The following is a 23,623-nucleotide window of genomic DNA, read 5'->3' as shown; positions in this document are numbered from 1 at the left end:
CCCGGAACGTCATCGCATCACATCAGGCGGGTGCCTGGCCTTCGGCAAGGAAGAACCAGGTTTCGAGCACCGAGTCAGGGTTGAGCGAAACGCTCTCGATGCCCTGCTCCATCAGCCAGCGCGCCAGGTCCGGGTGGTCCGAAGGACCCTGGCCACAGATGCCGATGTACTTGCCGGCCTTGTTGCAGGCCTGGATGGCATTGGACAGCAACTTCTTGACCGCAGGATTGCGCTCGTCGAACAGGTGCGCAATGACCCCCGAGTCGCGGTCCAGGCCCAGGGTGAGCTGGGTCAGGTCGTTGGAGCCGATCGAGAAGCCGTCGAAATATTCGAGGAACTCTTCGGCCAGGATGGCGTTGGACGGCAGCTCGCACATCATGATGATGCGCAGGCCGTTCTCGCCGCGCTTGAGGCCGTTGGCCGCCAGCAGATCGATGACCTGGCTGGCTTCGCCCAGGGTGCGCACGAACGGCACCATGATCTCGACATTGGCCAGGCCCATGTCTTCACGTACGCGCTTGAGGGCACGGCACTCCAGCTCGAAGCAGTCGCGGAAGTTCTCGCTGATGTAGCGCGAAGCGCCGCGGAAGCCCAGCATCGGGTTCTCTTCTTCGGGCTCGTACAGCTTGCCGCCGATCAGGTTGGCGTACTCGTTGGACTTGAAGTCCGAGAGGCGCACGATGACCTTTTTCGGGGTGAAGGCCGCAGCCAGGGTGCTGATGCCCTCGACCAGCTTGTCGACATAGAAGCTGACCGGATCGCTGTAGCCGGCGATACGCTTGTCGACGCTGTCCTTGATGTCCGGCGGCAGGCCGTCGTAGTTGAGCAGCGCCTTGGGGTGCACGCCGATCATGCGGTTGATGATGAACTCCAGGCGCGCCAGGCCGACACCGGCGTTGGGCAACTGGGCAAAATCGAAGGCACGGTCGGGGTTGCCGACGTTCATCATGATCTTGAACGGCAGGTCAGGCATGGCATCGACCGAGTTGGTCTTGATGTCGAAGCCCAGCTCGCCTTCGAAGATGTAGCCGGTGTCGCCTTCGGCGCAGGAGACGGTCACGCCCTGGCCGTCACGCAGCAGCTGGGTGGCGTTGCCGCAACCCACGACCGCCGGGATGCCCAGCTCACGGGCGATGATCGCCGCGTGGCAGGTGCGCCCGCCACGGTTGGTGACGATGGCGCTGGCGCGCTTCATCACCGGCTCCCAGTCAGGGTCGGTCATGTCCGAGACCAGCACGTCGCCGGGCTGGACCTTGTCCATCTCCGAGACGTCCTTGATGATGCGCACCTTGCCGGCGCCGATGCGCTGGCCGATGGCGCGGCCTTCGACCAGCACACTGCCTTTTTCCTTGAGCAGGTAGCGCTCCATGACGTTGGCGTTGCTGCGGCTTTTCACGGTTTCAGGACGCGCCTGGACGATGTACAGCTTGCCGTCGTCGCCATCCTTGGCCCACTCGATGTCCATCGGGGCCTTGTAGTGTTTCTCGATGATGATGGCCTGCTTGGCCAGCTCATTGACTTCGGCGTCGGTCAGGCAGAAGCGGGCGCGCTCGGCGGCCTCGACGTCGACGACCTTGACCGACTTGCCGGCCTTGGCCTCGTCACCGTAGATCATCTTGATCGCCTTGCTGCCCAGGTTGCGGCGCAGGATGGCCGGGCGGCCGGCGGTCAGGGTATCTTTATGGACATAGAACTCGTCAGGGTTGACGGCGCCCTGCACTACAGTCTCGCCCAGGCCATAGGCACCGGTGATGAACACGACGTCACGGAAACCGGACTCGGTGTCCAGGGTGAACATCACGCCGGCGGTGCCGGTCTCGGAGCGCACCATACGCTGCACGCCGGCCGACAGGGCCACCAGCTTGTGGTCGAAGCCCTGGTGCACGCGGTAGGAAATGGCGCGGTCGTTGAACAAAGAGGCAAAGACCTCTTTGGTGGCGCGGATCACATTGTCCACGCCGCGAATGTTCAGGAAGGTTTCCTGCTGGCCGGCAAAGGAAGCATCGGGCAGGTCTTCGGCGGTGGCGGAAGAACGCACGGCCACGGCCAGGTTCGGGTTACCGGCCGACAATTGCTCGAAGGCGGTGCGAATCTCGGCGTTGAGACGCTCGGGAAACTCGGCTTCCATGATCCACTGACGAATCTGCGCGCCGGTCTTGGCCAGGGCGTTGACATCATCGACATCCAGAGCATCCAGAGCGGCGTGGATCTGATCGTTCAGACCACTGAGCTCAAGGAAATCACGGTAGGCCTGGGCCGTGGTGGCAAAGCCACCAGGTACCGAAACGCCAGCGCCTGCCAGGTTGCTGATCATTTCGCCGAGGGATGCGTTCTTGCCTCCCACGTGCTCCACATCATGGACGCCGAGCGTGTCGAGGGAAACTACGTACTCTACCAAGGTGATCTCTCCACTAACTATTGTTCGTTGTTGGGAAAAGCTCATGGGTGCCTCTGAAAACGACCTGCGTTGTCATCGCTGACTGCCTTGCCTGCGTTTCCAGAAGTACCCTGTGGTACCCGGGCGCTTGTGGCCCGGGCCTGGAAAAAGCGAGAATGCGGGCCATGAGGCCGGCAAGCGCGCCTATCATATCCAAGAATCGTCATCTGCTTAAAGCCAGGGCCGCCAATGAAACGATCCGCGTTCTTCATTTCCGATGGTACCGGTATCACCGCCGAGACACTCGGACAAAGCCTGCTGGCGCAATTTGAAAACATCGCGTTCAGCAAATTTACCCGGCCCTACATCGACAGCGTCGAGAAAGCCCGGGCGATGGTACAACAAATCAATCAAGCCGCCGAACGCGACGATGTGCGACCGATCATCTTCGACACCATCGTCAATCAGGAAATACGCGAGATCCTGGCCACCTCCAACGGCTTCATGATCGATATTTTCTCCACCTTTCTGGCGCCACTCGAGCAAGAGCTTAGTTCACACTCCTCTTATTCGGTGGGCAAATCCCACTCCATTGGTCACAACTCCAACTATATGGAGCGCATCGAAGCGGTGAACTTTGCCCTGGACAACGATGATGGCGCCCGCACTCATTATTACGACAAGGCCGACATCATCCTGGTCGGCGTGTCGCGTTGTGGCAAGACGCCGACGTGTCTGTACATGGCCATGCAGTTCGGCATCCGCGCCGCCAACTACCCGTTGACCGAAGACGACATGGAACGCCTGCAGTTGCCCACGGCCTTGAAGAACCACCGCAGCAAACTGTTCGGCCTGACCATCGACCCCGACCGATTGACCGCCATTCGCCATGAGCGCAAGCCCAACAGCCGCTACGCCAGCTATGCCCAGTGCGAATTCGAAGTGCGTGAAGTGGAAAGCCTGTTTCGCCGCGAGAACATCGCGCACCTGAACTCCACGCACTTCTCGGTCGAGGAAATCTCGGCCAAGGTGCTGGTCGAGAAAGGGGTCGAGCGGCGGTTCAAGTGACTGCAAGCGGCAAGCGCCAGGGTGGTAGGCGGGTCGTTTGTATTCCTGCAGGGAATGGGCCCATGCGCAGGCAGAATTTTATTTCATGACGTGGGTCACGTAGGTTGATGACTCCAGCATAAGGAGATCACCCATGAGCAACGCCCCACTGCGCCTGTATGTCGATGACCGTTTTACCAGCCCCTATGCCCTGTCGGCGTTCGTGGTGCTGCGCGAAAAAGGCCTCGACTTCGATCTGCTCCCGGTCAACCTGCAGCAGGCCGAGCACCGTCATGAAGACTATGCAGCCCTGTCATTGACCCGCCGCGTGCCGACCCTGGTCCATGAGGACTTTGCGCTGTCGGAATCCTCGGCCATTACCGAGTACCTGGACGAGGCTTTTCCCGACGTTCGGGTGTACCCGCAAGACCCGAAACAACGCGCCCGCGCCCGCCAGGTACAGGCCTGGCTACGCAGCGACCTGCTGGCGATCCGCGCCGAACGCTCAACGCTGGTGGTGTTCTATGGCCAGAAAGTCGAGGCGCCCTTGTCGGTCGATGGTCAACTGGCCGCCGACACGCTGATCGCCGCCGCACAACACCTGCTGCAGGACGGTCGCGAACATGTGTGCGGGCAGTGGTCGATTGCCGATGTCGACCTGGCGGTGATGCTCAACCGCCTGATCCTCAATGGCGACCCGGTGCCGCAGGGTCTGGTCGACTACGCCACGCGCCAGTGGCAACGCCTCTCGGTGCAAGCGTGGTGCGCGTTGCAACGTCCAGCGCTCTGATCGTCGTGTACAGGCCTGCTATGGCTGGGCAACCGGATCGAGCGCCGGCAGCGCGTTCCATGGCAGCTCGGCCCAGCCGCCCGATGGCGGTTTGAGCAAGCCGTCCAGGTCGGCCTGATCGAAGCGGCCACCCAGGCCGTCAGCCCTGAAAGCAGCCACCCATTGCTGGCGCCCGGCCAGATAGGCCTGGCCAAAATCCTCCCAACTGTCGAAGCACTCCTGGGCGCGCTGGGCATTGAGCAACAGCACCCGCCAGGCCGGATCGCGCTCGACCCAGCCCTGTAACAAGGCACAACGCACCAGGAAAGCGACGCGCACACAGGCAAACCCCATCGCGGCACGCGGGTCATCGGTGGCGTTGAGCTTGTCCAGATCCAGGCGATACCACTGCCTTTCAAGCATCGTTTCAAAATGCTCAAGGGCCTGCTCATCACTGGCATCGTTGCGCAAACCGATCTGGTGCAACAGGGGTGCCCTGAGATAAGCCCGGCCTTCATCGGTCAGAGCGCCGACATCGGCCTCAAAGAAACCGCTGATCGAGGTCGCGACCAGTATGGGCTCAGCCAGTTTCAAGGCCCGATGGCGACGCGGGCTGAACAGAATCGGGCCTGGCAACGGTATCGGGCGCTTGCGCCGCAGGCAGTACCCGCACACGGCAACCACGATGCAGATCAGCAGGATGTTCATGAATCACGCCCCTGCCCGGCCTTGATCTGCGCCGCCAGCTCATGACTCATCCCGACCCAGGCAATGCCCTCGGTGCTGTAGTGGCCATCGATCGCACCCTGGGCCGACAGATGACGTGTGGCGTAGCTGACCGCACCGACCTGCCCCTGCCCCTGCCCCTGAGCGACCAGCTCCGGCTGCCTGGCCGCCACCAGCCACTGCACCATGGGCTTGGGCGCCTGCAGGCGCCTGAACAGTTGCGGGTAACGCGCCACCAGACGGGTCTGGTCGGCCGCATCACTGACGGCTTCAAGCAGGCGCCAGCCCGACGGCGTGCGCACGATACCGATGGCGATGCAATCGTCAGGCGAATGATCGTCAGTGCCCAGAGCGTCGAGGCACTGCAACAGGTCCTGGTAATAGCGTGCAACCGGCGGGCGGTTCTGCTTGCCCTTGACCTGGTCGACCGTCAGGGCGCCGTCCTTGCGCACGATCAGGCTGATGGTGATGTGCGGCTGGCCCTGGGCGTCACGCAGGCTGAACACCCGCAACCGGCCGTGCTCGACCCCTTCGGCATAATGCTGGCCGTAGCCGCCCGACAGGCGCTGGTGATTGGCAAACTGCCCCAGGCAGTGGCGCATCACATAGCTTTCAAAGGCCATTTCGGCCCGCAACAGGGCACTGTCCGGGCGCAATTCGAACAGGGTGTGGCTGGCACAGGACACAGCCGGGCGCAGCGCCGCAGGCTGGCTCTGGCGCCAGCCCTGGCCAAGGCGAAGTTGTATTCTGGCGTGTTCCTGCTCCCACAGCTGCAAGGCTTGCGGGCAGTTGATGCGTTCGAGCTTGCCTTGCAATGCGGTGCCCTGGCGTGAGGATAGAAACTCCACCAACCGGGCCTCGAGCGCCAATACACGGGGCTGTCCGGGGTCGATCCAGACCAGCGGCGCAGCGCCTTGGTCATCGCCTTGACCGGTCTCGTCAAAGCGCTGCAGCAACCAGGCTGGCAACGGCTCGGCGCCCAGCACCGTGCGGGCATCGTCCAGGGTCAGCAGCTGCCTGACAGGCTCGAAGTTGCCCACCAGATGGCGGTAGAAATGATTGCACAGCCAGTCACGCACCGGCTCATCATCACCCCGCGCCAGGCTGCGCCGAACGATACCGTCCTTGAGCTGGCCGGCATTGAGGGCATTGCGCGCGGCATACACCGGCCGGCGCGCCGGCGTGTCTACTTCCATACCTGCCACCATTTTTTCACGGCCGGCTCCGGCTCCGGCTCCGGTTCATCTTCATCTTCATCTTCATCGACCGCCGTGAGCCCGGCTATCCGGGCCTGGACCCGTGCGACGTCCCGTTCATAGTGCTCACCTTCGGGATTGAACAAAGCGATGGCACGCTGGTAATAGTCAATGGCGTCGTCAATGCGATCCAGCCCGCCGAACATCCCGGCCGCACTGTAATGCAGGTTGCCCCTGCCCGAGGCATGCACCAGTGGCGCATAACGCGACCACAGGGCCAGGGCATTGTCCGGGTGGGTATCGGACAGGCAACGGGCGACTTCAAGGCGCGCATACAAGGATTTATTATCCAGTTCCTGGTCAGTGATGCCCTGTTCCTGCTGCCAGGCGAACAGGCGTTCAAGCCAGATCAGGATTTCATTGCTGCGCCCGAGCGACTTGAGGGCAAATGCCACATCGATGATGTACCGATCAGGATAGTGACGGCTGTAGCCATGACGCTCGGCGTAGTACCAGAGCTGTTCGGCAGCCTCGACGAGTTCCGGCTCATGCGCCAGCCTGATCTGGTTGGTCAGCAGGCCATGGTAATGCTCGGCAAGGACGCTGGCGGCGAGGCCCAGGTGGTGCAGCTCGATCGCTTCCTGATAGCGGCCCTGCTCGTTGTAGTGGCAATAATTGATCGCCAGGTTATTGCACAGCATCGAGTACAGGTGCGCACAGGCATCGAAGGCGTGCCCGGTCCCGGTCGCAAAGTAATGCTCCATGGCCTTGCGGCCTTGCTCGAATGCTGTTCGTTGCACATCACGCAGCAGGCGATAGGCCAAGTCGTGATCCTCAGTGCTCAAGGCCTCGGCCTGCGCCTCTACCAAGGGATTGATCGACGCCGCATAGTTATAACCGTCCATGCCGCTGGCCAGCGGCGCCAGCGGATACTGCAGGGCTTCGATCAGCCCCTGGGCCTTGACCCGCGCCTCGAACAGACTCACGGCACTGCGGGCGTCATCCAGCGCGCCCTGGGCGATGGCCTGCTCCAGCAGGGCCACCTCGATGGCAGGGTCGATCAGCCCCGCCGCCGCGTCATGCACTGCCGTCAGGCGAATGAGCCAGGGATGCCCAGGCGCCAGCTGCTGCACCCAGGCCCGGGCCCGGGCAAAGACCAGCCCGGGTGCTGCGCGGTCGTCAGCATATTGATACAGGGCCTCAAGCAAAGGGTGCAGGGGCGCGACAAACGAAGCACGCGCCGGCAGCGCGACCACAAAAGCGTCCAGCACCGGCGCACTGGAACTGGCCAGCAGCACACACAGCGGCCACCAGACCTGCTGATCGTCAGGGTCCTGCAAACGCTGCGCGATAATACCCGGCACACCCGGCCACAGCTGGTGTTCCAGTTCATAGACTTGCCGCAAGGCCCTTCGCCCGGCGGCCTCCAGCTGTCCGGCCTCGATCAGCCAGGGCAGGTGCCAGCCCAGAAAGCTGTCGCCGCCCACGGCATCCAGGCTGAAGGCCGCCTTCTTGCAGGTCTCCAGCGCCTGGGCAAGATTGCCCTGGGCATACAGGGCCCGCGCCGCCAGGCGAGCGATACGCACCTGCGCTTCGCGGCGCAGGGGCAAGGACAACCCCTCGGTCAGCCGGATGATAGGCGGCTCGAACTGCGCCACGTGCGCCGGCATGATTTCGATCAGCGCATGGCCCAGCCAGTACCAGTCATCAAGCTCGACGCGCTGATCGTCACCGGCCTTGGCCAGGGCCGCCACCGCGTGCAGGGCGGCCTCACACGCCTGCTGAGGATGACCGTGGCGCTCGAAAATGCCGGCCTCGCGCTTGTAGCGCTCAGCCTCGTCACGGGCCCGCAGCGCCGAGCGTTCAGGGTTGGCACAGGCCATGGCGTGACGCACTTCAATCGACTTGAGCGCCACTTCAAGGCAGCCATTCTCCAGGTCGGCGAGCGTACGCTCGTCCCGGTAGCGTTCCAGGTCATATTCGACCGGCTCATGGACCAGGGCCCGCAGCGCCTCCAGCGCCTCAAGCATGGCCGGCACCTCATTGAGGAACCAGGCCACGCGCACGCGCATGAGCAGCAGATTGAGGTGCACCTCCGGACGCCGGCGCTCAGGCAAGGCAGCCAGCAGCGTGGCACCGTCATGCTTGAGCACGGCCCTGGCCGCAGGGGGATCGCCCACCCTCATCCAGAGCGAATGCAAACGCCCGATGGCGTTCAGCGAGTCGGCCCGCATGGGTTGCTCGCGCAACACCGCCCGCACCGCATCAGGGTCGGCATCGTCAGCCTGCAGCCCTTCAACCAGCCGGTCGAGCAGTTGCTCCAGTTCAATACCGGTAAGCACAGGGCCAGCCGGATGCAGGCGCGTCGGTTCGTCCATGAAGTCTTCCTTGTTTAAGGCGCTATGGCGAACGCTCAAGCACAGGGCCGGCTTGACAGGCGCCGCTCAAAGGGCAGCAAGGTAACCCAACCGATTCAGCGTGCCAAGGCGGGCGATGGCCACCGGCTACCGGAAAGAAGCTTTCGGCAGCCCCGCCCCCTTCATTGCGGAACCCGCACCCAGCCCTCCATCAGCACCCGGGCACTGCGACTCATGATGGCCTTGGTGACCTGCCACTGGCCGTCCACCTGCTGCGCTTCGGCGCCGACGCGCAAGGTGCCGGACGGGTGCCCGAAACGCACGCTGCTGCGCGTGCCACCACCGGCCGCCTGGTTGACCAGGGTGCCGGGAATCGCGGCGGCAGTGCCAATGGCCACGGCGGCGGTGCCCATCATGGCGTGGTGCAGCTTGCCCATGGACACCGCCCGCACCAGCAGGTCGATATCACCGGCCTGCACCGGCTTGCCACTGGACGCTACATAATCGGCAGGTGCCGCCACGAAGGCGACCTTGGGCGTGTGCTGGCGCAGGGCGGCTTCATCCAGGGTCTTGATCAGCCCCATGCGCAGCGCCCCTTCGGCGCGGATACGCTCCAGCAGCGCCAGGGCCTTGGGGTCGCCATTGATGTCGCCCTGCAATTCGCGACCGCTGTAGCCCAGGTCTGCGGCCTCGATAAACACCGTGGGAATGCCGGCATTGATCAGCGTGGCCTTGAGCGCGCCCAGGCCTGGCACCTGCAGTTCATCGACCAGGTGACCGGTGGGGAACATCGAGCTGCCTGCACCGTCCTCGTCGGCCGCAGGCTCAAGAAACTCCAGGCGCACTTCGGCGGCCGGAAAGGTCACGCCATCCAGCTCGAAATCGCCGGTTTCCTGCACCTGCCCGGCCGTGATCGGCACATGGGCGATGATCGCCTTGCCGATATTGGCCTGCCAGATACGCACCACCGCCACGCCTTCCTGGGGAATACGCTCGGCCGCCACCAGGCCACTGGCAATGGCAAAGGCGCCGACCGCAGCCGACAGGTTGCCGCAATTGCCGCTCCAGTCGACAAAGGGCTTGTCGATGGCCACCTGGCCGAACAGGTAATCGACATCGAAGCCCTCACGCGCGCTGCGCGACAGAATCACCGTCTTGCTGGTGCTGGACGTCGCCCCGCCCATGCCGTCGATCTGCTTTTCATAAGGGTCGGGGCTGCCAATGATCCGCAGCAATAAAGCATCGCGGGCCGGTCCCGGCACCTGGGCGGCTTCAGGCAGGTCAGCACGATTGAAAAACACCCCTTTGCTGGTGCCACCGCGCATGTAGGTGGCGGGAATTCTGAGTTGCGCTGGATAGGTCATGGATCGGTTCCTTGCAAATGGGATCGGCCGTCAAACCACAGCGCCCGCCAGGAAATCCTGGGCGAAACGCTGCAACACGCCACCGGCCTCATAGATCGAGATTTCTTCACCGGTGTCCAGGCGGCAGGTCACCGGCACGTCGAGACGCTCGCCATTACGGCGGTGGATCACCAGGTTCAGGGTCGCGCCGGGGGTGCGCTCACCGGTTACATCAAACACTTCGGTGCCGTCGATGCCCAGCGTCAGGCGCGTGGTGCCCGGCTTGAACTCCAGCGGCAAGACGCCCATGCCCACCAGGTTGGTGCGGTGAATACGCTCGAAACCTTCGGCGACAATGGCCTCGACCCCGGCCAGGCGCACGCCCTTGGCGGCCCAGTCGCGGGATGAGCCCTGGCCGTAATCGGCACCGGCGACGATGATCAGCGGCTGCTTGCGCTGCATATAGGTTTCGATGGCTTCCCACATGCGCGTGACCTGGCCCTCAGGCTCCAGGCGGGTCAGCGAGCCCTTCTTGACCTGGCCGTCGACCACCGCCATTTCATTGACCAGTTGCGGGTTGGCAAAGGTGGCCCGTTGCGCGGTCAGGTGATCGCCCCGGTGCGTGGCATAGGAGTTGAAGTCTTCTTCGGGCAGGCCCATTTTCGCCAGGTACTCACCGGCGGCGCTGCTGGCCTGGATGGCATTGGACGGTGACAAGTGATCGGTGGTGATGTTGTCCGGCAGCACCGCCAGCGGGCGCATGCCGCTGAGCGTGCGCTCGCCGGCCAGCGCGCCTTCCCAGTAAGGCGGGCGGCGAATATAGGTACTGGACGGCCGCCACGCATACAGCGGCTCGACCTGTTCTTCATTGGCCTCAATGGCGAACATCGGGATATACACCTGGCGGAACTGCTCAGGCTTGACCGAGGCACGCACCACCGCGTCGATTTCCTCGTCGGACGGCCACAGGTCCTTGAGCCGGATTTCCCGGCCATCCACCACGCCCAGCACGTCCTGCTCGATATCGAAGCGGATAGTGCCGGCAATGGCATAGGCCACCACCAGCGGCGGCGAGGCCAGAAAAGCCTGCCTGGCATAGGGGTGAATGCGCCCGTCGAAGTTGCGGTTGCCCGACAGCACGGCGGTGGCGTACAGGTCACGGTCGATGATTTCCTGCTGGATCACCGGGTCCAGCGCGCCAGACATGCCATTGCAGGTGGTGCAGGCAAAGGCCACCACGCCAAAGCCCAGCGCTTCGAGCTCAGGCGTCAGGCCGGCTTCATCCAGATAAAGCGCGACGGTTTTCGAGCCAGGCGCCAGCGACGACTTGACCCACGGCTTGCGGGTCAGCCCCAGGCGATTGGCATTGCGTGCCAGCAGGCCGGCGGCGATGACGTTGCGCGGGTTGCTGGTGTTGGTGCAACTGGTGATGGCCGCGATGATCACCGCGCCATCGGGCAACTGGCCAGGCACGTCCTGCCACGGCCCGGCAATGCCCCGGGCCGCCAGGTCGCGGGTGGCCACCCGGGCGTGCGGGTTGGAAGGCCCGGCCATGTTGCGCACCACACTGGACAGATCGAAGCTCAGGACCCGCTCGTACCGGACCTCGGCCAGGTCGTCGGACCACAACCCCAGGGTTTTCGCATAGTGTTCCACCAGTTGCACCTGGGACTCTTCACGACCGGTCAGTCGCAAATATTCCAGGGTCTGGTCGTCGATGGAGAACATCGCTGCCGTGGCACCGTATTCCGGCGCCATGTTGGAGATGGTCGCCCGATCACCCAGGGTCAGGCTGGTGGCGCCGGCACCAAAGAACTCCAGCCACGCACCGACCACCTTCTGCCTGCGCAGGAACTCGGTCAGCGCCAGCACCACGTCGGTGGCGGTGATGCCGGGCTGGCGGCTGCCGGTCAGCTCGACGCCGATGATGTCCGGCAGGCGCATCCACGAGGCACGACCGAGCATCACGTTTTCGGCTTCCAGGCCGCCCACGCCGATGGCAATCACGCCCAGCGCATCGACGTGCGGGGTGTGGCTGTCGGTGCCAACCAGGGTGTCGGGAAAGGCCACGCCATCAAGCACCTGGATCACCGGCGACATTTTCTCCAGGTTGATCTGGTGCATGATGCCGTTGCCCGGCGGGATCACCTCGACATTCCTGAAGGCCTTCTTGGTCCAGTCGATGAAGTGGAAGCGGTCTTCGTTGCGCCGGTCTTCGATGGCGCGGTTCTTTTCGAACGCTTGCGGGTCATAGCCGCCGCATTCCACCGCCAGCGAATGGTCGACGATCAACTGCACCGGCACCACCGGATTGACCTGCGCCGGGTCCCCGCCCTGCTCGGCAATCGCATCGCGCAGCCCGGCCAGGTCGACCAGTGCGGTCTGGCCCAGAATGTCGTGGCACACCACCCGCGCCGGAAACCACGGAAAGTCCAGGTCGCGGCGGCGCTCGATCAACTGGCCGAGCGATGCGTTCAGCGTGCCCGGTGCGCAGCGACGGACCAGGTTTTCGGCCAGCACCCGGGAGGTGTAAGGCAGCCGCGCCCAGGCACCGGGCGCCAGGGCTTCGACCGCCTCGCGGGCATCGAAATAATCCAGCGCAGTGCCGGGCAGGTTCTTGCGGTAGTCGACATTCATGGTTCGCAGACTCGGTTCACGGTAGACAACAAGGGAGGGCGAGAGGCTCGTGGCTGGCCTCCCTGCCCCGTTCGGGCACCCCGTTCGGGCGCGCCGTTCAGCGCTGCTCGATGGCAACGAACGGGCGCTGCTCGACACCGGTGTACTCGGCGCTCGGGCGGATGATGCGGTTGTTGGCACGCTGCTCGAACACATGTGCGGCCCAGCCGGTCAGCCGCGAACAGACAAAAATGGGCGTAAACAGCTGGGTCGGGATACCCATGAAGTGATACGCCGAGGCATGGTAGAAATCGGCATTGGGGAACAGCTTCTTCTGCTCCCACATGACCTTGTCGATGGCCTCGGACACCGGGAACAACACGGTGTCGCCGGCTTCGCTGGCCAGTTGCCGCGACCAGTCCTTGATCACCTCGTTGCGCGGGTCCGAATCGCGGTAGATCGCATGGCCAAAGCCCATGATCTTGTCCTTGCGCGCCAGCATGTCGAGGGTGCCCTTGGTCGCGTCTTCGGCCGAGGCAAAGCGCTGGATCATCTCCATGGCCGCCTCGTTGGCACCGCCGTGCAACGGCCCGCGCAGGGTGCCGATCGCGGCGGTGATGCACGAATACAGGTCCGACAGCGTCGAGGCGCAGACCCGTGCGGTGAAGGTCGAGGCGTTGAATTCGTGCTCGGCGTACAAAATCAGCGAAACATTCATGACCTTGCGGTGCAACTCGCTGGGGCTTTTATCCAGCAACAGGTGCAGGAAATGCCCGGCGATGTCGGCCTCGTCAGTCATGCACTCGATGCGCACGCCGTCATGGCTGAACCGGTACCAGTAGCACATGATCGCCGGAAAGGCCGCCAGCAGGCGGTCGGTGGCGTCGCGCTGCTGCACGAACGAGGCTTCGGGCTCCAGCGTGCCGAGCATTGACGCCCCGGTGCGCATCACATCCATCGGATGCGTGCTGGCCGGGATGCGCTCAAGCACTTCCTTGAGCGCAGCCGGCAGGTCGCGCAGGCCCTTGAGGCGCTGCTGGTAATCGCTCAACTGCGCCTGGTTTGGCAGTTCGCCATCGAGCAACAGGTAGGCGACTTCCTCGAAACTGGCGCCGGCGGCCAGTTCACGCACGTCGTAACCCCGGTAGGTCAGCCCGGCGCCGGCCTGGCCGACGGTCGACAGGGCTGTCTGGCCGGCCACCTGGCCACGCAGGCCGGCGCCACTCAGTACTTTTGCTTCAGCCATTGCATTCTCCGGTTTTCTGTTTTGTCTGAGGATGGGCAATTGTTATCGGACGGCGCTCAACCCTTTTTCTGGGTAAACAACGCATCCAGGCTCTGCTCGAAACGGTGGTAATCGATGGCGTCGTACAGTTCCATGCGCGTCTGCATGGTATCGATCACATGCTGTTGCGTGCCGTCGCGGCGAATGGCCGTGAAGACGTTTTCGGCGGCCTTGTTCATGGCCCGGAACGCCGACAGCGGGTACAGCACCAACGACACATCCGCCTCGCGCAGTTGCTCGACGGTGAACAGCGGCGTGGCGCCGAATTCGGTGATATTGGCCAGGATCGGCACGCCGACCCGGCGGGCGAACTGTTTGTACATGGCCAGCTCGGTAATGGCTTCGGGGAAGACCATGTCGGCCCCGGCCTCGATGCAGGCGGCGGCGCGCTCCAGCGCAGCGTCCAGGCCTTCGACCGCCAGCGCGTCGGTGCGCGCCATGATCACGAAGCTGGAATCGGTGCGCGCATCCACCGCCGCCTTGATGCGGTCGACCATTTCCTGCTGCGAGACAATCTCCTTGTTGGGCCGGTGGCCGCAACGCTTGGCGCCCACCTGGTCCTCGATATGAATCCCCGCCGCGCCGGCCTTGATCATCGAGCGCACCGTGCGCGCCACGTTGAAGGCCGAGGCACCAAAGCCGGTGTCGGCATCCACCAGCAGCGGAAGTTCGCAGACATCGGTGATGCGTCGCACATCGACCAGCACGTCCTCCAGCCCGGAAATGCCCAGGTCCGGCAGCCCCAGGGAGCCGGCGGCCACACCGCCGCCCGACAGGTAGATGGCCTTGAAGCCGGCGCGCTGGGCCAGCAGTGCGTGGTTGGCGTTGATGGTGCCGACCACCTGCAAGGGGTGCTCGCTGGCAACGGCCTCGCGCAGGCGCTGGCCGGGGGTTGTGTGGGGATGACTCATGCTTCACCTCGGTCGGAAGTCGCCTGGTAATGGCGCTCGATGTTGCGTCGGGAAGCGCCGATATGGCGGCGCATCAGGAGTTCGGCCAGTTCGCCATCGCGCTCGGCGATGGCGTCCAGAATACGGTGGTGCTCGGCAAAGGCCTGGCGCGGGCGATTGGGCGTGGAAGAAAACTGGATGCGATACATGCGCACCAGTTGATACAGCTCGCCGCAGAGCATCTGGCTCAGGGTCTGGTTACCGCTGCCCTGGATGATCTGGTAATGAAAGTCGAAATCGCCCTCCTGCTGGTAATAACCGATGCCGGCCTGGAACGCCGCGTCGCGCTCATGGGTGTCGAGCACCCGGCGCAGCTCGTCGATCTGTTCGGCGGTCATGCGTTCGGCCGCCAGGCGGCAGGCCAGTCCTTCAAGCGATTCGCGGATCTGGTACAGCTCGATCATCTGCTGGTGAGTCATCGACACCACCCGCGCACCGACATGCGGAACGCGCACCACCAGCCGCTGGCCTTCCAGGCGGTGAATGGCTTCGCGCAGCGGACCGCGGCTGATGCCGTAGGTGCGCGCCAGTTCCGGCTCGGAAATCTTGCTGCCCGGTGCGATCTCGCCCTTGACGATGGCCGCCTGGATACGCCGGAACACGTGCTCGGAAAGTGTTTCGGTTTCTTGCCCGACAGGCAAGGCAGGTTCAAGCGCATCCAGCATAGTGTCGACACCTTGATCAGCGAATACCCGATAATCTAGTCATTCACGCCAGATCCGTCAAAGCAAAAAGCCTTATTGTCGACAATCGTCTAATACGGCTTGTCTTTAACATCATTGCTTACCAGCCAGTCGATCACCCGCCTCATGGCTGGTCTCGTCAGGGCAGCATGTTAGAATGCCGACCTATTTCACCCTCTCGATTCATTTCCTGACTTGCGAACCGTCCCGCCAGCCCCAGGGTTGGCGGCACCTCTGATTCGCCCTCATCGCGCCAGAACTCAATGAAACGTTTTACCCTGCTGTGCCTGCTGCTGTTCTCCCTGCCCTGCCTTGCCATCGAGAAATCCGTCTACGGCCTGAACGAATACGCCCGCCTGCCCGAGATCGATCTGGAACTGCCCGCCAAGCTCGACACCGGCGCCCGCACCGCTTCGCTGAGCGCCCGCGACATCGACTATTTCCAGCGTGGCGACGAGCAATGGGTGCGTTTTTACCTGGCCATCGACCAGGCGCATGCGCACCCCATCGAACGGCCGCTGGTGCGGGTCGGCAAGATCAAGCGCCGCGCCGATGACGTGGGCGCCACGCCCGAACAGCAATACAGCGCCCGCCCGGTCATCCGTCTGGATGTCTGCCTGGGCAAAGATTTACACAGCCTGGAAGTGAACTTGACCGACCGAAGCGCTTTCCAATACCCGCTTTTGATTGGCGCCGACGCGCTCAAGCGCTTCAACGCGCTGGTCGACCCCAGTCTGAAATATGCCGCCGGCAAGCCCGCCTGCTCCGACAACATCGCTCAAAACGCAGAGTAATCCCATGCGCGCGCTTACCCTCCATCTGAAAGTACTGATCGCCATCCTGGTGACCCTGGGCCTGGCAATCACGCTCTGGCAGGTACTGGTACTCGGCATGCCGATGACCGAAGACGAGACCGATGACCTGTGGAACATCGACGCCAAGGTGGAATTCGTCGCCAGCCCCAAGGATTCGGTCAAGGTGCAGATGTTCGTGCCGCCCCTGGCGCAGGACTACATCAGCCTCAATGAAAGCTTTATCTCCAACAATTACGGTGTCAGCGTCAATCGCGTCGACGGCAACCGCAAGGTCACCTGGTCGGCCCGCCGCGCCAATGGCAACCAGACCCTCTATTACCGCCTGGTGCTGACCAAGCGCTACAGCGCTGACAAGCCCAAGCCCAAGGGCCCGATCTTCCGTGACAGCCTGCCGGTCGAAGGCGCCGAAAAGGTCGCCGCCGATGCCTTGCTGGCGCCGATTCGCCAGCACTCGGCCGACGTCGAGACCTTCATCAGCGAAGCCATCAAACGCGTCAACAACCCCAGTGACGACAACGCCCGCCTGCTGCTGGGCGGCGACAGCTCGGCGGCGCGCAAGGCCCAGGTCACCGACCTGCTGCTGTCGATTGCCCATGTGCCGATGGAAAAGGTCCACACCATTCGCCTGGAAGCCGGCCAACCACAGGTGCCGGAGCTGTGGGTGCGCAGCTTCAATGGCAAGGAATGGCTGTATTTCAACCCTGAAACCGGTGAGTCCGGGCTGCCTGAGGACCGCATGCTGTGGTGGATCGGCGACGAACCGCTGATCACCGTCGAGGGCGGGCGCAAGGCCACGGTCAACTTCACCCTGAACAACAGCGAGATGAACGCCATCCGCCTGGCGCAGCTGACCGACGAAAACACCGACGCCGACTTTTTGTCCTACTCGCTGTACGGCCTGCCGCTGCAGACCCAGCAAAGCTTCATGATCATGGTCATGATTCCGATCGGCGTGCTGGTCATCCTGGTGCTGCGCAACCTGATCGGCCTGCAGACCTTGGGCACCTTCACCCCGGTGCTGATCGCCCTGGCCTTTCGCGAGACGCAGCTGGACTTCGGCATCCTGCTGTTTACCGTGATCACCGCGCTGGGGTTGTCGCTGCGCTCCTACCTGGAGCACCTCAAGCTGCAGATGCTGCCGCGCCTGTCGGTGGTGCTGACCTTTGTCGTGGTGTTGATCGCCGCCATCAGCCTGTTCAGCCATAAACTGGGGCTGGAACGCGGGCTGTCGGTGTCGCTGTTCCCGATGGTGATCCTGACCATGACCATCGAGCGCCTGTCGATCACCTGGGAAGAGCGCGGCGCCAGCCACGCCATGAAAGTCGCCATCGGCACGTTGTTCGCGGCCTCGCTGGCCTACCTGATCATGACCGTGCCGCAACTGACCTATTTCGTCTTCACCTTCCCGGCCGTGTTGCTGGTGCTGGTCGGCTTCATGCTGGCCATGGGTCGCTACCGCGGCTACCGCCTGACCGAGCTGGTGCGCTTTCGCGCCTTCCTCAAGGAAGACGCCCAATGATCGGCTGGTGGAAGACCTGGAAGGCGCTGGAAGCCAAGGGCATCATGGGCATCAACCGGCGCAACGCCGATTACGTGCTCAAGTACAACAAGCGCAGCCTGTACCCGATCGTCGATGACAAGATCATCACCAAGGAGCGCGCCATTGCTGCCGGCATCCATGTGCCGCAGATGTACGGGGTGATTTCCACGGAAAAGGAGATCGACAAGCTCGACGCGATCATCGGCGACCGTGACGACTTCGTCATCAAGCCGGCCCAGGGCGCAGGCGGCGACGGCATCATGGTCATCGCCGACCGCTTCGAGGACAACTTTCGCAGCATTTCCGGGCGGCTGGTCAGCCGCTCGGAGATCGAGCACCAGATTTCCAGCATCCTCACCGGCCTGTATTCGCTGGGCGGCCACCGCGACCGGGCGCTGATCGAATACCGGGTGATTCCCGACACCATCTTCAAGAGCATCAGCTACGAGGGTGTACCGGATATCCGCATCATCGTGCTGATGGGCTACCCGGTGATGGCCATGCTGCGCCTGCCAACCCGCCAGTCCGGCGGCAAGGCCAACCTGCACCAGGGCGCCATCGGCGTGGGCGTCGACCTGGCCACCGGCATCACCCTCAAGGGCACCTGGCTGAACCGCATCATCAGCAAGCACCCCGACACCGCCAACGCAGTGGACGGCGTGCAACTGCCCTACTGGGACGGATTCATGAAGCTGGCCGCCGAGTGCTACGAGCTGTGCGGCCTGGGCTACATCGGCGTGGACATGGTGCTGGACCAGGAAAAGGGCCCGCTGATCCTGGAACTCAACGCACGCCCCGGCCTGAATATCCAGATCGCCAACGACTGCGGCCTGACGTTGCGCACCCAGGCGGTGGAGGCGCACCTGGAAACGCTGGCACGCGACGGCCATCAGCAAACGTCTGCCGAGCGTGTGCGCTTCGTTCAGCAGTTGTTTGGCCACCCCCATACCGCATGACCCCCTGCCAGGCCCGGTGCGACCTGGCTCCCCGCCCAAATCTGCTGATCTTCAAGCAGGCGTAGCGATCTTGCTACTGGCAATATCGCTAGTTGCCTGAAAGCGCACAGACCGGAAAATGGTCAAACACACGCTGAAGACAGCCCTGCTGGCAATACAGTAAACCCGCTTGACGAAAGAGTCGGCGAGCCCGCGATTCAAGGAGGAATCATGATGAAACTCAGCGCACGCCTGTACAAGACAGCGCTCGCGGCAATTGTGGCGAGCCTGGTGCTCGGCGGCTGTAAATCGCCGGTTTACGGCGCAGAATCGGGTGAAGCAACCCGCCCTGTATCCCGTGAGACAGCCGTTGGGCAAGTGATCATTTATGACAAACAACAAGACAATGGCGACTTCAAGGAAAACTGCAGGTTTAACTTCCAAACCGAAAGAGTCGACTTTCAAGATGATGACCACGGTTGTACAAATGACGAGGCCTATTTTTTCAAACTGGAAAATGTACCTTCGGCGTCGCACGTATCATTCTTTGACGACCCAGACTGCGATGTGGACGAAGGAAACTTTGATTTCAATGTAAAAACCATCAGGAATCCTACGACCATGCAGCATCCCTACAGCCTTAAAACGGCACACGGACAGGAAGTGGGTACAATTCTGGATCCAGGCGGAGTAAGGCTGTTCAGCAAACACGGCGATGAACAAGTAGAAGGCAAACTGAGCTGCGTAAGGATGGAGCTGTCTCCAATTCCCGAATAATCTTGAGGTTGCCAAGCCCAGGCAGTCGCGAGTTTCACCAGGCCTCAGGGGCGGTCTTGAGGTCTGTTGCCGTTTCGTCATGGCAGCAGACCCGTGAGCAGGGCTGTCCTGCACGGGCATTGCTGACTACAATCGGCGATCATTTCGTAGCCACTGTAGTCAACGATGCCAACCTGCACGCTGCATGCCTTGCCGTACTTACCTGACCCCGCCCCGTATTTCGGGCGCATTGCCCAGGCACCCGGCGCGGTGCTGCTCGACAGCGGGCGGCCAGCCGCCGAGCGCGGGCGCTATGACCTGCTCAGCGCCTGGCCGGTGGCACAGTTGTCTGCTCACAGACATGAAAGTGGCAACCAGTTCCTGCAACGCTTGCGCGACAGCCTGGGCTTGCTAGGCGAGGCCCGGTTGCCCGAGGGCGTAGCCCTGCCCTTTGCCGGCGGCCTGATCGGCTACCTGAGTTATGATTTTGGCCGGCGCCTGGAGCCATTGCCGGCACTGGCACGCGATGACCTGTCATTGCCCGAGGCGCAGCTGGGCCTGTATGCCTGGGCACTGGTCAGCGACCATCAGGAACGCACCAGCCAACTGGTGTTTCATCCGTCGCTGCCCGACCTCGAGCGCCTGCGCTTGCAGCACCTGTTCGAAGCAGACTGGCACCCTGATGCAGGCCCCTTCAGGCTTCAGGCAGCCTTTGGCGCCAGCATCGATGCAGGGCAGTACCACAACGCTTTTGACCGTGTGCAAGCTTATATCCAGGCCGGCGACTGCTATCAGGTCAACCTGACCCAGCGTTTCCAGGCACCTTGCAGCGGCGACCCGTGGACGGCCTACACGGCCTTGCGGGGCGCATGCCCCACGCCCTTTGCCGGTTATCTGGCACTGGGCAATGATGAGGCGATTGTAAGCCTGTCGCCGGAACGCTTTGTCAGGGTCAGCGACCGGCAGGTCGAGACCCGCCCGATCAAGGGCACACGGCCGCGCGGCCAGGATGCTGCTGAAGATACCCATCTGGCTCGGGAACTGCTCGACAGCCCCAAGGACCGTGCCGAAAACCTGATGATCGTCGACCTGCTGCGCAACGACATGGGCCGCAATTGCCGCATCGGTTCGGTCAAGGTGCCCGAACTGTTCGCCCTGGAAAGCTACCCTAACGTGCACCACCTGGTCAGCAGCATCACCGGCGAACTGGCACCGGGGCGCGATGTGCTGGACCTGATCGGCGGCAGCTTCCCCGGCGGCTCGATCACCGGCGCGCCGAAGATCCGCGCCATGCAGATCATTGACGAACTGGAACCGTACCGGCGCTCGATCTATTGCGGCTCGCTGCTGTACATCGACGTGCGCGGCGAGATGGACAGCTCCATCGCCATCCGCAGCCTGCTGGTCAAGGATGGAACCGTGTCGTGCTGGGCCGGAGGCGGCATTGTCGCCGACTCCGACTGCGCAGCCGAGTACCAGGAGTGCTTTACCAAGGTGGGCGTGCTGCTGAAAACGCTGGAAACACTTTGACCCGGCCTTTGCCAGCCTTGCTCTGAGCACATTCGCGACCGCTGGTCGCTACAGGCGTTATGTCGTGCGCAGGGCCAGGCCGGCTGCAGCGCTGTTACAGGCTCAGCGTGCGATTCGAAGCCTTGATGAATTGCTTTTTCAGCGCTTCGAAGGTGTGCACCGCCGGAAACTGCGGGAATTCGCGAATCACGTTCTCGGGGGCATGAAACAGAATGCCGGCGTCGGCTTCACCCAGCATGGTGGTGTCGTTGTACGAGTCGCCAGCGGCGATCACCCGGTAGTACAGGCTCTTGAAGGCCAGTACCGATTGGCGCTTGGGGTCCTTCTGGCGCAGTTGATAGCTGATGACCCGATCGGTTTCGTCAGTGATCAGGCGGTGGCACAGCAGGGTCGGAAAGCCCAGTTGACGCATCAACGGCTGGGAGAACTCATAGAAGGTGTCGGACAGGATCACCACCTGGAAACGCTCGCGCAGCCAGTCGACGAACTCGATGGCGCCGTCCAGTGGCGTGAGGGTGCCGATCACTTCCTGGATGTCGCCCAGCTTCAGGCCGTGCTCGTCAAGAATGCGCAGGCGCTGCTTCATCAGCACGTCGTAGTCGGGAATATCCCGGGTGGTGGCACGCAGAGACTCGATGCCGGTTTTTTCGGCAAAGGCAATCCAGATTTCCGGAACCAGTACACCTTCCAGGTCGAGACAGGCAATTTCCACAGCACACTCCTTGAACAGGCGAAAAGAAGCGGCACTGTAGGGGCTGTGGCCGCTGTTGCGCAAGCCGGGACGATGCGCTCACAGGCAGACGGATTTTGTTACCATGATCGCCACCACGAGCGCTTAAGCGCCACCTTCTGCATTTAGGAACACACCTGATGAGCCAACCTTTCGACGTAGCCGAATTGGCGGCCACGTATGCAAACAAGTCACCCCAGGACATTCTCAAGCTGGCGTTCAGCCATTTTGGCGACGACCTGTGGATCTCCTTCAGCGGCGCCGAAGACGTGGTGCTGGTGGACATGGCCTGGAAGATCAACAAGAACGTCAAGGTGTTCAGCCTCGACACCGGCCGCCTGCACCCGGAAACCTACCGCTTCATCGACCAGGTGCGCGAGACCTATGGCATCGCCATCGAACTGGTCTCGCCGGACCACACAAGGCTTGAGCCCTTCGTCAAGGAAAAGGGCCTGTTCAGCTTCTACAAGGACGGCCATGGCGAATGCTGCGGCATCCGCAAGATCGAGCCGCTGCGGCGCAAGCTCAGCACCGTGAAGGCCTGGGCCACCGGCCAGCGCCGCGACCAGAGCCCCGGCACCCGCAGCCAGGTGGCCGCGCTGGAAATCGACAGCGCCTTCTCGACACCCCAGCGCACGCTGTACAAGTTCAACCCGCTGGCGCAGATGAGCAGCGAGGAAGTCTGGGGGTATATCCGCATGCTGGAACTGCCCTACAACAGCCTGCACGAGCGTGGCTTCATCAGCATTGGCTGCGAGCCCTGCACCCGCCCCGTCCTGCCCAACCAGCACGAGCGCGAAGGCCGCTGGTGGTGGGAAGAAGCCACCCAGAAGGAATGCGGCCTGCACGCGGGCAACCTGATTGCCAAGGGGTAAACCGGCAGCGCAGGACCGGCCGGTCCTGCAGCGTCGTGCAGTGCGATCAATGCACCGGCAGTTCAACGTCCGCGAACAGGTCTTCGAGTTCCTGCTTGTTATGGCAGTGAATCGCCTTGGCCATCACCTCGCGGGTCAGGTGCGGGGCGAATTTTTCGATGAAGTCGCACATGAAGCCGCGCAGGAAAGTCCCGCGGCGGAAGGCGATCTTGGTCACGCTCGACTCGAACAGATGGCTGGCATCGAGGGCCACCAGGTCGTTGTCCAGCTCATCGTCGACCGCCATGTGAGCGACGATGCCGACGCCCAGGTTCAAGCGCACGTAGGTCTTGATCACGTCGGCGTCGGCGGCGGTAAATACCACCTTGGGCACCAGGCCCCGATGACTGAAGGCTTCGTCGAGCTTGGAGCGTCCGGTAAAGCCGAATACGTATGTCACGATCGGGTATTCGGCCAGCAGCTCCAGGGTCAGCTTGGGCACCTTGGTCAGCGGGTGGCCTTGCGGCACCACCACGCAACGGTTCCAGCGATAGCACGGCATCATGATCAGGTCGCCGAACTGCTCCAGCGCCTCGGTGGCGATGGCAAAGTCGACGGTGCCATCGGAGGCCATTTCGGCGATCTGCATCGGCGAGCCCTGGTGCATGTGCAAGGCCACATCCGGGTACTGCTTGATGAAGCTGCTGATGATCGGCGGCAAGGCATAACGCGCCTGGGTATGCGTGGTGGCAATCGACAGGGTGCCCTTCTTCTCGTTGGAGAATTCCTGGGCAATCTGCTTGATGCTCTCGACCTTGCGCAGGATTTCACCGGCGGTGGTAATGATGCGCTCGCCGGCCGGGGTAACGCGGGTCAGGTGCTTGCCGCTGCGGGCAAAGACTTCGACGCCCAGTTCGTCCTCAAGCAGGCGGATCTGCTTGCTGATACCCGGCTGGGAGGTGTACAGGCTCTGCGCCGTCGCGGAAACGTTGAGGTCGTGGTGCGCCACTTCCCAGATGTAGCGCAATTGTTGAAGCTTCATAGAAATCCCTCAAGGCAGATTGACCCGAGACCGGGCGCCGAAACGTAGTGGCGTTCGTCGACTTTTCAGCCA

General features: G+C 62.8%; 19 protein-coding genes. 8 read left to right on the top strand and 11 right to left on the bottom strand.

Annotated elements, in window-relative coordinates; translation table 11 throughout:
* Positions 1–22 precede the first annotated feature (22 nt).
* Entirely contained in the window at positions 23–2,398 is a 2,376-nt protein-coding gene (gene ppsA / locus ASF84_RS09160) for a phosphoenolpyruvate synthase (RefSeq protein ID WP_056837427.1), read from the bottom strand.
* A 228-nt stretch (positions 2,399–2,626) separates the two neighbouring features.
* On the opposite strand from ppsA, the gene ppsR reads away from it, so the two are divergent.
* The gene (ppsR, locus tag ASF84_RS09155) at positions 2,627–3,445 is read left to right on the top strand and encodes a posphoenolpyruvate synthetase regulatory kinase/phosphorylase PpsR (protein WP_056837425.1); all 819 of its coding nucleotides are present in this window, start codon (positions 2,627–2,629) and stop codon (positions 3,443–3,445) included.
* Between the two features lie 133 nt (positions 3,446–3,578).
* Positions 3,579–4,214, top strand: coding sequence for a glutathione transferase (gene yfcF, locus ASF84_RS09150; RefSeq protein WP_056837424.1), 636 nt, complete (start codon positions 3,579–3,581; stop codon positions 4,212–4,214).
* 18 nt (positions 4,215–4,232) lie between these two features.
* Here yfcF and ASF84_RS09145 read toward each other — a convergent pair whose 3' ends face one another.
* The 8 genes from ASF84_RS09145 to ASF84_RS09110 all read right to left on the bottom strand — a co-directional run bounded on the left by ASF84_RS09145 (position 4,233) and on the right by ASF84_RS09110 (position 15,331).
* Complete coding sequence (locus ASF84_RS09145; protein ID WP_122702783.1) at positions 4,233–4,901, bottom strand: DUF1266 domain-containing protein; 669 nt, start codon at positions 4,899–4,901, stop codon at positions 4,233–4,235.
* Positions 4,898–6,115 (bottom strand): hypothetical protein, encoded by a 1,218-nt coding sequence (locus ASF84_RS09140; RefSeq protein WP_056837422.1) that lies wholly within the window; start codon positions 6,113–6,115, stop codon positions 4,898–4,900. The genes ASF84_RS09145 and ASF84_RS09140 overlap by 4 nt, the downstream gene beginning before the upstream one ends.
* Entirely contained in the window at positions 6,106–8,493 is a 2,388-nt protein-coding gene (locus ASF84_RS09135; protein WP_056837420.1) for a hypothetical protein, read from the bottom strand. The genes ASF84_RS09140 and ASF84_RS09135 overlap by 10 nt, the downstream gene beginning before the upstream one ends.
* A gap of 161 nt (positions 8,494–8,654) precedes the next feature.
* Positions 8,655–9,836, bottom strand: coding sequence for a 2-methylaconitate cis-trans isomerase PrpF (gene prpF / locus ASF84_RS09130; RefSeq protein WP_056837418.1), 1,182 nt, complete (start codon positions 9,834–9,836; stop codon positions 8,655–8,657).
* A 30-nt stretch (positions 9,837–9,866) separates the two neighbouring features.
* Complete coding sequence (gene acnD, locus ASF84_RS09125; RefSeq protein ID WP_056837416.1) at positions 9,867–12,452, bottom strand: Fe/S-dependent 2-methylisocitrate dehydratase AcnD; 2,586 nt, start codon at positions 12,450–12,452, stop codon at positions 9,867–9,869.
* Between the two features lie 97 nt (positions 12,453–12,549).
* Positions 12,550–13,677 (bottom strand): bifunctional 2-methylcitrate synthase/citrate synthase, encoded by a 1,128-nt coding sequence (prpC, locus tag ASF84_RS09120; protein ID WP_056837414.1) that lies wholly within the window; start codon positions 13,675–13,677, stop codon positions 12,550–12,552.
* Positions 13,678–13,733: 56 nt separating this feature from the next.
* Positions 13,734–14,627, bottom strand: a complete 894-nt coding sequence (gene prpB, locus ASF84_RS09115; RefSeq protein ID WP_056837411.1) for a methylisocitrate lyase — start codon at positions 14,625–14,627, stop codon at positions 13,734–13,736.
* Complete coding sequence (locus ASF84_RS09110; protein ID WP_056837410.1) at positions 14,624–15,331, bottom strand: GntR family transcriptional regulator; 708 nt, start codon at positions 15,329–15,331, stop codon at positions 14,624–14,626. The genes prpB and ASF84_RS09110 overlap by 4 nt, the downstream gene beginning before the upstream one ends.
* A gap of 281 nt (positions 15,332–15,612) precedes the next feature.
* Here ASF84_RS09110 and rloA point away from each other — a divergent pair, with 281 nt between their 5' ends.
* The 5 genes from rloA to pabB all read left to right on the top strand — a co-directional run bounded on the left by rloA (position 15,613) and on the right by pabB (position 20,925).
* Positions 15,613–16,143 carry a retropepsin-like aspartic peptidase RloA gene (rloA, locus tag ASF84_RS09105; protein WP_056837408.1) on the top strand — a complete coding sequence of 177 codons (531 nt, stop codon included), beginning with the start codon at positions 15,613–15,615 and terminating at the stop codon, positions 16,141–16,143.
* 4 nt (positions 16,144–16,147) lie between these two features.
* On the top strand, positions 16,148–17,683 hold the full coding sequence (gene rloB / locus ASF84_RS09100) for an osmotic stress tolerance membrane protein RloB (RefSeq protein ID WP_056837406.1): 1,536 nt from the start codon (positions 16,148–16,150) through the stop codon (positions 17,681–17,683).
* Positions 17,683–18,660, top strand: coding sequence for an alpha-L-glutamate ligase-like protein (locus ASF84_RS09095; protein ID WP_161959208.1), 978 nt, complete (start codon positions 17,683–17,685; stop codon positions 18,658–18,660). Before rloB ends, ASF84_RS09095 begins: the two co-directional genes overlap by 1 nt.
* Positions 18,661–18,870: 210 nt before the next feature.
* On the top strand, positions 18,871–19,416 hold the full coding sequence (locus tag ASF84_RS09090) for a hypothetical protein (RefSeq protein WP_056837402.1): 546 nt from the start codon (positions 18,871–18,873) through the stop codon (positions 19,414–19,416).
* A 165-nt stretch (positions 19,417–19,581) separates the two neighbouring features.
* Entirely contained in the window at positions 19,582–20,925 is a 1,344-nt protein-coding gene (gene pabB / locus ASF84_RS09085; protein ID WP_056837398.1) for an aminodeoxychorismate synthase component I, read from the top strand.
* 94 nt (positions 20,926–21,019) lie between these two features.
* Here the strand turns inward: pabB and thrH are convergent, their stop codons facing one another.
* The gene (thrH, locus tag ASF84_RS09080; RefSeq protein WP_056837396.1) at positions 21,020–21,637 is read right to left on the bottom strand and encodes a bifunctional phosphoserine phosphatase/homoserine phosphotransferase ThrH; all 618 of its coding nucleotides are present in this window, start codon (positions 21,635–21,637) and stop codon (positions 21,020–21,022) included.
* Between the two features lie 158 nt (positions 21,638–21,795).
* Between thrH and ASF84_RS09075 the strand changes: the two genes are divergently transcribed.
* The gene (locus ASF84_RS09075; RefSeq protein WP_056837394.1) at positions 21,796–22,530 is read left to right on the top strand and encodes a phosphoadenylyl-sulfate reductase; all 735 of its coding nucleotides are present in this window, start codon (positions 21,796–21,798) and stop codon (positions 22,528–22,530) included.
* A 46-nt stretch (positions 22,531–22,576) separates the two neighbouring features.
* Here the strand turns inward: ASF84_RS09075 and cysB are convergent, their stop codons facing one another.
* Positions 22,577–23,551, bottom strand: coding sequence for an HTH-type transcriptional regulator CysB (gene cysB / locus ASF84_RS09070; protein WP_056837392.1), 975 nt, complete (start codon positions 23,549–23,551; stop codon positions 22,577–22,579).
* Positions 23,552–23,623: the final 72 nt, after the last annotated feature.

Source organism: Pseudomonas sp. Leaf127, assembly GCF_001423155.1.
Classification (GTDB): Bacteria; Pseudomonadota; Gammaproteobacteria; order Pseudomonadales; family Pseudomonadaceae; genus Aquipseudomonas; species Aquipseudomonas ovata.
This window is presented reverse-complemented; position numbering and strand designations above follow the sequence as displayed.

Coding starts and splice junctions, on each gene's coding strand:
- ASF84_RS09110 (WP_056837410.1), bottom strand. CDS start 15,331: ATGCTGGATGCGCTTGAACCTGCCTTGCCTGTCGGGCAAGAAACCGAA.
- rloB (WP_056837406.1), top strand. CDS start 16,148: ATGCGCGCGCTTACCCTCCATCTGAAAGTACTGATCGCCATCCTGGTG.
- acnD (WP_056837416.1), bottom strand. CDS start 12,452: ATGAATGTCGACTACCGCAAGAACCTGCCCGGCACTGCGCTGGATTAT.
- ASF84_RS09140 (WP_056837422.1), bottom strand. CDS start 6,115: ATGGAAGTAGACACGCCGGCGCGCCGGCCGGTGTATGCCGCGCGCAAT.
- cysB (WP_056837392.1), bottom strand. CDS start 23,551: ATGAAGCTTCAACAATTGCGCTACATCTGGGAAGTGGCGCACCACGAC.
- prpF (WP_056837418.1), bottom strand. CDS start 9,836: ATGACCTATCCAGCGCAACTCAGAATTCCCGCCACCTACATGCGCGGT.
- ASF84_RS09090 (WP_056837402.1), top strand. CDS start 18,871: ATGATGAAACTCAGCGCACGCCTGTACAAGACAGCGCTCGCGGCAATT.
- ASF84_RS09075 (WP_056837394.1), top strand. CDS start 21,796: ATGAGCCAACCTTTCGACGTAGCCGAATTGGCGGCCACGTATGCAAAC.
- prpB (WP_056837411.1), bottom strand. CDS start 14,627: ATGAGTCATCCCCACACAACCCCCGGCCAGCGCCTGCGCGAGGCCGTT.
- rloA (WP_056837408.1), top strand. CDS start 15,613: ATGAAACGTTTTACCCTGCTGTGCCTGCTGCTGTTCTCCCTGCCCTGC.
- ASF84_RS09135 (WP_056837420.1), bottom strand. CDS start 8,493: ATGGACGAACCGACGCGCCTGCATCCGGCTGGCCCTGTGCTTACCGGT.
- pabB (WP_056837398.1), top strand. CDS start 19,582: ATGCCAACCTGCACGCTGCATGCCTTGCCGTACTTACCTGACCCCGCC.
- ppsR (WP_056837425.1), top strand. CDS start 2,627: ATGAAACGATCCGCGTTCTTCATTTCCGATGGTACCGGTATCACCGCC.
- prpC (WP_056837414.1), bottom strand. CDS start 13,677: ATGGCTGAAGCAAAAGTACTGAGTGGCGCCGGCCTGCGTGGCCAGGTG.
- yfcF (WP_056837424.1), top strand. CDS start 3,579: ATGAGCAACGCCCCACTGCGCCTGTATGTCGATGACCGTTTTACCAGC.
- ASF84_RS09145 (WP_122702783.1), bottom strand. CDS start 4,901: ATGAACATCCTGCTGATCTGCATCGTGGTTGCCGTGTGCGGGTACTGC.